Origin of the sequence: Microcoleus sp. MON2_D5 (assembly GCF_036701905.1) — a bacterium.
Classification (GTDB): domain Bacteria; phylum Cyanobacteriota; class Cyanobacteriia; order Cyanobacteriales; family Microcoleaceae; genus Microcoleus.
In genome coordinates this window covers 1-9,482 of the sequence record NZ_JAUBRM010000149.1, presented here as the reverse complement: position 1 = coordinate 9,482, position 9,482 = coordinate 1, and the positions used below count along the sequence as shown (strand labels likewise).

The 9,482-nt window shown below is 47.8% G+C and carries 9 protein-coding genes; 2 read left to right on the top strand and 7 right to left on the bottom strand.

The genetic code is table 11. The annotated features are described in order from the left end of the window. The first annotated feature begins 292 nt into the window (after nucleotides 1-292). Nucleotides 293-430: a hypothetical protein gene (locus QUA47_RS29110; protein WP_333433354.1), complete on the top strand. Its 138-nt coding sequence runs from the start codon at nucleotides 293-295 to the stop codon at nucleotides 428-430. A 68-nt stretch (nucleotides 431-498) separates the two neighbouring features. Here QUA47_RS29110 and QUA47_RS29105 read toward each other — a convergent pair whose 3' ends face one another. The 3 genes from QUA47_RS29105 to QUA47_RS29095 all read right to left on the bottom strand — a co-directional run bounded on the left by QUA47_RS29105 (nucleotide 499) and on the right by QUA47_RS29095 (nucleotide 1,818). Further along, complete coding sequence (locus tag QUA47_RS29105) at nucleotides 499-846, bottom strand: hypothetical protein (RefSeq protein ID WP_333433353.1); 348 nt, start codon at nucleotides 844-846, stop codon at nucleotides 499-501. A gap of 56 nt (nucleotides 847-902) precedes the next feature. Beyond that, on the bottom strand, nucleotides 903-1,202 hold the full coding sequence (locus QUA47_RS29100) for a hypothetical protein (RefSeq protein WP_333433352.1): 300 nt from the start codon (nucleotides 1,200-1,202) through the stop codon (nucleotides 903-905). A 94-nt stretch (nucleotides 1,203-1,296) separates the two neighbouring features. Continuing rightward, nucleotides 1,297-1,818 carry a hypothetical protein gene (locus QUA47_RS29095; RefSeq protein WP_333433351.1) on the bottom strand — a complete coding sequence of 174 codons (522 nt, stop codon included), beginning with the start codon at nucleotides 1,816-1,818 and terminating at the stop codon, nucleotides 1,297-1,299. 178 nt (nucleotides 1,819-1,996) lie between these two features. Here QUA47_RS29095 and QUA47_RS29090 point away from each other — a divergent pair, with 178 nt between their 5' ends. Next, entirely contained in the window at nucleotides 1,997-2,548 is a 552-nt protein-coding gene (locus QUA47_RS29090; RefSeq protein WP_333433350.1) for a DUF4339 domain-containing protein, read from the top strand. A 22-nt stretch (nucleotides 2,549-2,570) separates the two neighbouring features. Here QUA47_RS29090 and QUA47_RS29085 read toward each other — a convergent pair whose 3' ends face one another. From QUA47_RS29085 to QUA47_RS29070, 4 genes are all read right to left on the bottom strand, one after another. After that, nucleotides 2,571-3,260, bottom strand: coding sequence for a site-specific integrase (locus tag QUA47_RS29085; RefSeq protein WP_333433349.1), 690 nt, complete (start codon nucleotides 3,258-3,260; stop codon nucleotides 2,571-2,573). A 50-nt stretch (nucleotides 3,261-3,310) separates the two neighbouring features. After that, complete coding sequence (locus QUA47_RS29080; protein WP_333433348.1) at nucleotides 3,311-6,073, bottom strand: phage/plasmid primase, P4 family; 2,763 nt, start codon at nucleotides 6,071-6,073, stop codon at nucleotides 3,311-3,313. 1,496 nt (nucleotides 6,074-7,569) lie between these two features. Further along, a complete protein-coding gene (locus QUA47_RS29075) occupies nucleotides 7,570-8,007 on the bottom strand; it encodes a hypothetical protein (protein ID WP_333433347.1) in 438 nt (145 codons plus the stop codon). 250 nt (nucleotides 8,008-8,257) lie between these two features. After that, nucleotides 8,258-9,322 carry a site-specific integrase gene (locus QUA47_RS29070; protein WP_333433346.1) on the bottom strand — a complete coding sequence of 355 codons (1,065 nt, stop codon included), beginning with the start codon at nucleotides 9,320-9,322 and terminating at the stop codon, nucleotides 8,258-8,260. Nucleotides 9,323-9,482 lie beyond the last annotated feature (160 nt).

Below are 9,482 nucleotides of genomic sequence, written 5' to 3'. Positions count from 1 at the left end.
CATAATTATTTAGCTCCAATCGTTCTCATTCAACGGTTTGGTAGAAGTCGTCAGTAGTTCAGTGTTTCCAGCACTAAGCTATGTCGCATCAATCTTCCTTGTCTCTACATTGCAAGTTTACCTGGAAGTGTCAAGGGTAGGAACGAATCGATTCTGAATCGAACCGAATCGATTCTGAATCGAACCGAATCGATTCATACTAGCTATTTTGAAACTGGTTCAAAAACGTTCCGCGCTGTTCCGAGTTCTTCACTTCGCTTGAAGCGCATCCTTGGGAAGTAGGGAAGTAATCTTGGAAGTATTGTTATTGCGTACTTCCAACACTTCCAGCAACACTTCCAGCACTTCCTCTTTGGTTGTAGTAACGGAAGTAGCTTCCGCTTCTGGCTTGCGCTTGCTGGAAATGCTTCAACGAAGGTGGTGGCTGTAAAATTTTGTATTTCAGTAAATCCCCGGATGAGCCGGGGTTTATTCTTAATTTCCCTGCGATGCGTCGTCTCAGGACTCCTCAAGTATCCCTAGAATCTTGGTCAGCGTAACTTCTTTGGGCAGAGACTTGACGATTTTTCGGAGCCAGTTGAGCAAGTTGCCAGCTTTGTCGGATAAGTCAGCTTTCTCATCTAGCTCCGATCGCAATTCCTCAATTTCTTTTTCCCGGTCGGTGAGTTTTGCTTCGACTTTCTCCCGATCGGCGCGCTCTGTTTCAAGTTCGGAATCTAGTCTGCCAATTTGTTCATCCAGTTCGGCAATGGTTTCATCCTTCGCTGCCAGCCGAGAGTTTAGCGTCGCAATCTCTTTATTCCGCAAGCTGATAAGGGTATCGCTTCTTTCTAAGCTCCGGCGCAAGTTTTCAATTTCTTCCGCTGCATCCGGCCTGAGTGATTCCCCTGCGGGAGTTTCGCTCAGGCCCTCAATTTTCCCAAGCGTTCTTCAATCCCTGCGAACTTAGCCGCTAGTAGCGTGTCTAGCTTTTTGTCTAGCAGTGTATCTAGCACTGGTTCGATGTCTGAGATTGCGGGTGCTGCGGGTATTTGCTCAGATTTCGCGATCGGTGCTGGTGCGGGGGAATTAGCAGCTTGCTCCAAAGCCTTAATTACCCAAGCATTGACGCTCAACCCCTCGGCTGCTGCTACTTCTTTAATTGTTTCCAGTAAATCACGGCGGCCGTCCAATCTCAAATTAAGCTGTACTCTGTCTGTCATGTCTAGTACCTTGTCTAGTGTGTACTAGACACATAGTAGCAGGTTGTCTAGCACTTGTCTAGTGGTAGCTAACATTATTTGTCTAGCAGTATGTCTAGCAATTACTAGACACTATATCGTCCATATCTTCTAAAGCCTTGATAGCAGCCATTAAGGGAGTTTGAGCTTTCGCTGCTGCCTTTGCTACCTTAGCCGGAGTGTAGCCACCGGGTTCTGCTATCTTTGCCAGCCGTGCGTTCATCGCATAGAGTGCGGCGATATCTTTTCTTAATTGGGAGTCCTGGGGTCTAGCAGACTCGATCGGCTCGATCGGCTTAAATCGGGGTTCTGGCGATACTGGGAGGGCTTCTAAAACTTCTGCAACCTCCTCAAGCTTTGCGATAGTTACTTCTGAGGGCTTGCCGATGTATTTTCTACGTACCTTCCCTGCAACTTTTCTGCAACCGTACCAATAACCACTTGGTTCTCTACGAACTGTATATGCTTTACTGTCACCACTTGGCTCATATCTGAAAGAGCCGATTGTTTCCAGCCATGTCGTTCCTTGGGGAGAATCTAGCTCAAATACGTTGCCGTCCTCTGTTATCAATCCTTGTACTACTAATGGAATTGCCATAAGTTACCTACCAATGTAGGTAACTACCATAAGCAACTCACAAGCAACTGTCAATGGTTGCAGAAAAGATTTTATTCCAAATATTCAGCCCGCCAAAATAAAATATCTGGCGGGCTGAGATTGCTTTTGCCGTCTGGCGTTCTGAGAAAATATTGATACCCCTATCACTTCTCAGAATATGAACTATTCTACTAAAGTGTCGCGCCGAAAAGTGCTGTTACTCTTGAGCGGGACTTTAACCGCCGCAGCAATTTCCCTTCCGTCTGAGGCCGCGAAAAAAGGAAAAAGAACTCGCAGCGATCGGTACTATCCACCGCGAAACCGACTCCGAGATTCCGACGACGGTACAACTCCATCCCCAACGCCTTCACCCACTCCAGCAGCACCGGAACCCTACCGCCCAACTTCCCCAGTCGTAATGCTGGGACTCGGAGGAGGAGTCCTCGGTGTGTTTGGTTGCTTGGGTGCGTGGGCGGTAAAAATGAATCAGAAATCTACCCCGCCACCGACTCCCGCGCCTGCAAAGCGAGCAAAATCTGTGAGGCAGGCGGTTCCCGAAGTTGCTGACTGGTACGTCTTCAGATCGGGCAAAGCCGAGGGCCCGTACACGGCGCTGCAACTTTGGGAAGTTCAGAAAATTACAGCCCGCACAAAAGTTAAACGGGGTGAAGCCGACTGGCAAAAAGCCGGTGAAGTTTCAGAACTGGCAAAATATCTCAGTGAAAAATAGGACGTTCATTCTCAACAAACGGCTAGTCAGTCTCAATAACTTGACTTTTTAAGTTCTCTGGAGACTGAATTAACCGCCGTTCGCCCAGTTCAAGCTCTGCATCAGAAAATGGACGTTTTCTGATGTATCCTAAAGCCGAAAGCGCGTTCGCTGCGCCTTTGACTTGGGCGTCGCCAACTTCCAGATATTCCTGTAAGACGGCGAGCGATCGGTGGCCGCTGAGTTTCTGAATGACTCGCAAGGGGATGCCGGCGTTGCTCATTTGGGTTAGGGCGGTACGGCGGAAGCTGTGGGTGCTAAATCCTTCCATCCCTACTCGCGAGCAAGCTTCTGCCAAGATGTGGCTGGCAGCTTCCGGATGGAGGTGCCGCCAGTGGTGGTTGGGGTGGCGGCCTGGGAATAAATAAGTTGCCCCGGCGTTCGGCTGCCAAGCTGCAAGCAGCGATCGCAAATCTTCGATAACGGGGATGGTTCGCGTTCCCAGTTTTCCCTTGGTGTTGGCTTTGCGGATGATGAGCTCAGGTCTGACCCGACCATTTGTGGTGTAAACATCCTTTGCCATCAGCGAGCAGGCTTCGGCGATGCGACAGGCACTAAATAGGCACACCCCGAACAAGGTACGATCGCGATCGGTCAAAAATCCATCGTTGAACAGCAACTCAATTTCATCCGAGGTCAGCACCGAAGCCTGACCGTGACGGTCTATTTTCACTACCACGTCCCTAACTCCTTGCAGCAATTAAACATCAATTTGGAGCCTCGCTACTCTGCTAGCTCTAGATGTCTGTTCTCCATCTCGAAAAATTGCTTGCGCTTTACCATCCCCTTAATTTTGATTCCATATCCAAAATCAATCCGAGAGTATCCGTCGCCGTGGGCGATCGCAATCTCGCCGACTAGCCCGCAAAGTTCGGGTGAACCGGGGTATTCTTGCCGAATCCGTACCCGATCGCCGACGTTCAATTTTGGTGACGGTTGCGGTGACGGTTGCGGTGACGGTTGCGGTGACGGTTGCGGTGACGGGTCAAGATTGACTACTGGCAAGGGTTCCGGTGGGGGTGACGGATTGGCAACTACCTCACTAGGAATATTATTGATTTTCTCGCTATCGCCGCTGATTTGAATGTCAATATTTTTTTTCACCTGAGTATAGGAAGAATCCGTCACCAAAGCTGTAATCCGCTCTGCGTGTACATCCTGACCCGTCACCGAATCCGTCACCAATCCGTCACCGAATCCGTCACCGGGTTTTTCACAGCGCAATCGGAGTTCGTAGTCATAAGTTGGGAGATGTTCATCGGCTTTGGTTCGGAGGCGGATTCCTTTGATAATTTTTCCAACTTTGGTGTGTACCTTTTCTATTTGCCAGCCCAAAATTACCGCCGCGCATTCGATCAGGTTGGGACTGAAATTTTTGACTGCTTGCGGTTTGTGGTTTTGGTCGGCACAGTATTGGTGGTAAGCCTGATAAAGAGAACCTTCAGCGTTAGGGGAGTCTCCGATTGATACTTGACCGAGCGGATCGAGAATCAGTTTGTCATTGAGGAAGCCGGCGACACTATCCTCTCGAATTTTGCTCTCCCAGAATTGCGCCCCCACTTCAGGAATATCCATCACCCCGCGCAAGATATTCTCAACCCAAGCGTCATCCAGCGAAAGTAAATAATTAGTGAAGGCTGGTAGCTCTGGCGCAAAATCACTGTCGAGGTTGCGGCGTTCGTTGCGGCCGATGACTGCGTTGAACGGCACTGCAATCGTGCGGCGCGACATACCGCTAGAATTGTCCGCACCAAAGATAGGGAAGTTTGAGGCCACAATTACCATACCCTCGAACTTGAACTTGAATGGCTTCTTGCCTTTTTCCTCGGCTCGCAGCCAGTCGCCACCGGTTAGCTGTTTGAATTTCCCTAGCGAGCGCGTGCCTTTATCTTCATCGGGAAAAACAACCAGCCGCTTACCGTAAGCTTGGGCTGCTTCAAACCGATTGCTGCACCAATCCTCTAAGGTTGTGCTGTGAGTATTTTCTGAGCCAATCAGTTCTATTAGGAGTCGATAAAGTGTACCTTTGCCACTGCCACCGTGACCGATCAGGTGCAAAAACTTCTGGATGTCGGCGCGTCCCTTGAGAGTAGCGGCGGCGTATGCTATGAGGATATTTTTGACGTGCTGATTGCCTGCGGTTGCCACATCCAACCAATTCGAGATAACTCCCCAGTCGGTAGCTACGACAGAGTGAGGACGGGGCAAGCTCCAAGTGAATTTATAACCGGGCGAGTGCGGGTGTAGTTTGCCTGTAGCAATTTCTAGAGCTCCATTGTGGAATGGGAGGAGGTCGGTGCGTGACTTCCATTTTCGCTCTATCAGTTTATGTCGCAAGAATCGCACAGTCGCCCCGACATACGATGGAGGGATATCGATCAGCCCCTTTGATTCGATGATTTGATAGATGATGGATTCTACATACTCATCAGTTTCAGGGGCCCATACTCCCGGCGATTCGGCCTGATACCTGTACCAGCACAAAACCTCATTATTAAATGCCAGCTTGTCCCGGTAATCCTCTGCAATCTGGCGCGCCATCGCATCCGAGCTAGGGAGCTTGGATTTGGGCTTGTCATTTTCGCCGTCAAAAGTCTTTGATTCCCAATCCTCAAACCTTGTAGCAGTCGCAAGCGCTTTCCTGAAAGCTTCTATCCCTTTTTTTTGGATCAAGTCATCCATGCCTTTTGTCTCCCCATTTGCTCCCATCTCCCAGTTTCCTGTAGCGGTGTACACAGGGACATTAAATTTGAGGAGTTGTTTGCCTAATTTTCGCTGAGCCCAATTTACATTAGGGTTTATTGCAGCGTCCGCATCATAGGCAAAAATAAAGCCGATACCTGCACGAGCGTATCTTTCCAGAGTTGAGATTAAGTAGCGCTTGCCTTGCACATCATCTTTTTTCCCGGTTAAGCCATTTTCTACCCCAGTCAGTCCGATCGTTGGTATGCCATTGCTACACCCGGCGAGCGTCTGAAATGGGCCCTCGGTAAGAACTAAGCACGGATGCCCACTGATTTGATAGCAGTGCTTCTTGAGGTTTTCCGGCTCCCAATAACTTTTATCTGTGGGGTGTGACGGTACGAGCGCGTCACACCCGTGGTCAGTTAGTGGCGTCCGATATTTTGGAGCTTTCTTATTGGCTGGATCAGCGGGACTTTTCCAAGCTTTGTCGGGCCGTAGTTGACCTTGCAATGTTTCTCCCTTGAACCAAATCCCCCCAGATTTTGCCTCATATCCGAGATGGAATGTAGCTTCTTCCTTTGTCATCGTCCCCCAAGCAATCCGTCCCCAGTCGTTGAGAAGTCCGCGTGCTTGGATGTCGGCTTGATGTTTGGCGTTGAGAAATCGTGAGTAAGTTTGAGTAGGTTTAGTTAACTCTAATGAACTCTCAAAAGTATCGGATAATACTTGACAAGATTGGTCGGAATTAGGTAAACTTGACTCATTGTTGAGTAAATTTAAAGCAGAATTTGAGGTGGTCATAGTTTTTCCGTGGGAAGGGGGACTATGACCGCTTTGTTTTTGGGCGGGACAAAGGGTTGCGTTTGAGTAGCACACCCTGATAGATTAAAATTAAGTTTTATTTTGAATGAGGCCCGCCCAACAAAGCGGCCTTTTTTTTTGATCCAGTTGCTACCGTACATCGATCGCAATATTAATACTTTAAAGTCAAGAGCATACGTTTGGCAACAGAAAAACAGAAAGATTCTTTATAAACCTGTAAATGTAAATTCCTGACTGTAGAGTAATCCCTTGTGTAGTTTTATGAAATTAAGAAAGAATCTTTAAACTCAATCTCGGTAAAGCTTACAAGAAGAGACTTTCCACAATGTTTCTTACTACTATAAATTAAAATAAATCCTATAAATAACTCGATTTTGACATTTTTGCCTCTACAAATTGGCAAGATGTTTTGCCAACAAAAGTGGTCGAACGGTCAGAAAATCTGTACTGCTCTAGGGGTGCTGGTTTCAGCCACTGATTCTACAACACAGTGCAGCAAATTGTATTTTTTAAATTGGCAGTCGTGCTGTAGAGAGGGTGCGTTTTTTCTATGTACCCAAGAATGCGGGTTTTAGCCGAATTTTAATATTTACTGTTGAGCAACAACTCTGTAGGGTTGTCAATTCTCTATGCGCGGAAAATACAAGTCTGAACGCTGCAAATTCTCTAGATTTCTCTATTTATTGTTGAGCTAGAACCTTATAAGGCTCTAATTTTCTCTGTAACGCACTATAAACAAGTTTGAGCGGGGCGCAAATTCTCTAGATTTCTCTATTTATTGTTGAGCTAGAGACCTATAGGTCTCTATTTTTCTCTATAACGCGCTATAAACAGATTTGAGCGGCCTAAATCTCGTTCTGCTAGGAATTGCGAGTTATAACGAGTTATCTACGGAAACTTATATGAGTTTCCGCCGTAGAAAGCCTTGTACAGCAAGGGTTTCGGCGCTAAATTGGAGCAAATGGGGAGAGTGTGTCCTGTCCCCGTGTTTTGAGCGTACACAGAAAATCGAGGGATATAGGGTTTAACTCTTATTAGCGCTACTATTTCCGATCGCCGTCGCTGATTTTTAGTTGTACTCGCTAAGCAGGGAAGGGTGGCACCCTTCCAGCACAGGCTATACCTACTTTTACCGGGCTATCTCTCATTTGTGTTATTTGCTTGGAAGCCCGTAGGGTTTCCAGAATCTACATACGTGCTGCATCTATTAGGTTTCCAACTTCGAGTGCAGATTTTGGGACTTCGTTGTGCCATACAAACCCGTAGGGTTTGCAACTTCGAGTGCATAGTTGAAGCCACTCCCCAATTTCTTGCTATCCCTCCTCACCTATTAAGCGTTTGTACTCAGCCTCAGCATCCTTAAAAAATTGCTTCTTTTTAGGTGTTTACCGGGTTTCACTTATCCCGGTTGCAACTCGCGGCCGGGAGGCAGGCCATAAACCAGCCCCCTCCCGGCCCACATCAAGCGCCAGGGCTTAAGAACCGCTAACCAATCTCAAGTCAGAAGAGAGAGTCAGGTCGCCATCAGAATAGGGTTCAGGAAGACAGCCAGGGCAACTGCTGTGAGTCCACCTGACGAAATAAACCCAGGTGTTAGCAACCGAGCAATAGCTATCAGGTTCTGGAATCCAGCGCATCCCTAGAATTTCACCAAAGTCCGTGGCAGCCTCTGGAGCATCATCATCATCTGGCTCCCAGTCATAGGCAACCAAATCACCAATGTTGAACTCTGGCGAAGGGTATTTTTGGGGAGCTGGTGACTGGTGCGGTTGGTGCGGTTGGTGCGGTTGGTGCGGTGATTTCTTGGCTGCTGCTGCCACCAGTGCGATCGCAGCAATTTTCTGCAGCAGCTCCCGACGCGGAAACGTCAAGATTCGCGAATCCGCACTAGACAGTCGTCCTGAAAATGACATAATTATTTAGCTCCAATCGTTCTCATTCAACGGTTTGGTAGAAGTCGTCAGTAGTTCAGTGTTTCCAGCACTGAACTATGGCGCATCAATCTTCCTTGTCTCTACATTGCAAGTTTTTAGTCCGGCTGTCAATAGGTAAATTGTAAAGTTTTAAACCCATTTAAGACACGAATAATATTAACAAAAACGACAAATATAGCAGCTAACAAATCGTTATTAACTACTATATTTTTCTGATTTAGTAACAGCTTTAGATTTCTGGAACCTGTAGACTGTGCCTGCTGCCCGCGTAGTGTTTGTAAATAATCTCTGGGCTATTACCTACCCACTGCGCTATATCTTTTGCGTCAATCCCTTTATCCAGGCAAAGAGTGATAAAGGTATGGCGAGTTTGATAGGGGACGCGGTACTCAAGTTCTAAACCTTGTAAAATCTTCTTCCAAACCCTCTTGCGAAAATTGTCCTGAACGATGAAGCCGCCTTCAGCAGCGGGAAAAACCAAACTATCGGCATTGCAGCTTAACGGCTTGGCGTCCTCAAGTATTTGGCGCAGTTGGCTGTTAATTTTGAACCTGCGAAATGACTGAGTTTTCAGCCCTTCCTTGCAAATCCGCCCCCCAGGTGACTGAACTACAGCCTCCCGAAAAATGACAGTTTGCTTGTTAATGTCAACATTTTTCCACTGCAAGCCGATCGCCTCGCTGGGACGGCATCCCGTATAAAAAAGGAACTGCACGTAAGCTGCATAGTTGCTGTGCAGGTGGTTCCTTGACGTGAATGGATGGCAAAACCGATTCGTTTTGAACGCGTCAATGATTGAGTCTCGCTCGGTTGCGGTAAAGGGTTCTATCTCCCTATCCCCGGTGTCAGCCTTTGCAGAGCGAGGGAGCTTTATCTCTGAAGCCATGCTGGCAAAGGGATTAACGTCAACCAGCGTGCTGTTTTTCGCCCATCCGTAGCAGGCAGAGAGTTGAGAGATTAACCGCTTCGCCGAATCGACGGTCAGGTTTGCCATCGCCCAATTGCGAACCGCGACGGCATCCATTTCCGGCAGATCGGAAAGTTTGGTCAGATGATTCCTGGTTGCCTGTAATTGGTGAGCCAGGTAGGACGGGCTAACTGACGGTTTCTTGAAATCGATGTATTTGTCCCAAGTCTCAAGCAAGTTGAGCGGTTTACAGCTTACCGATTGAGTGATTTTGTCAAGACGCGCTAAGGCTGCGGTCAGTAACCTTTGCTGTTCGTTGATGGTTTGAGCTTGGATTTTGGCTAGCTCGATCATTTGGGCTATGTCGTACTGGGCGTCTGCAATCATTCCCGACCTCCAGCAGCAAAAGTGCTAGCGTCGGAAAGCATTGAGAGTTGTGACTGCCCGGGAGAGGGTCGCACTAAAATTGGCATAATTATTTAGCTCCAATCGTTCTCATTCAACGGTTTGGTAGAAGTCGTCAGTAGTTCAGTGTTTCCAGCACTAA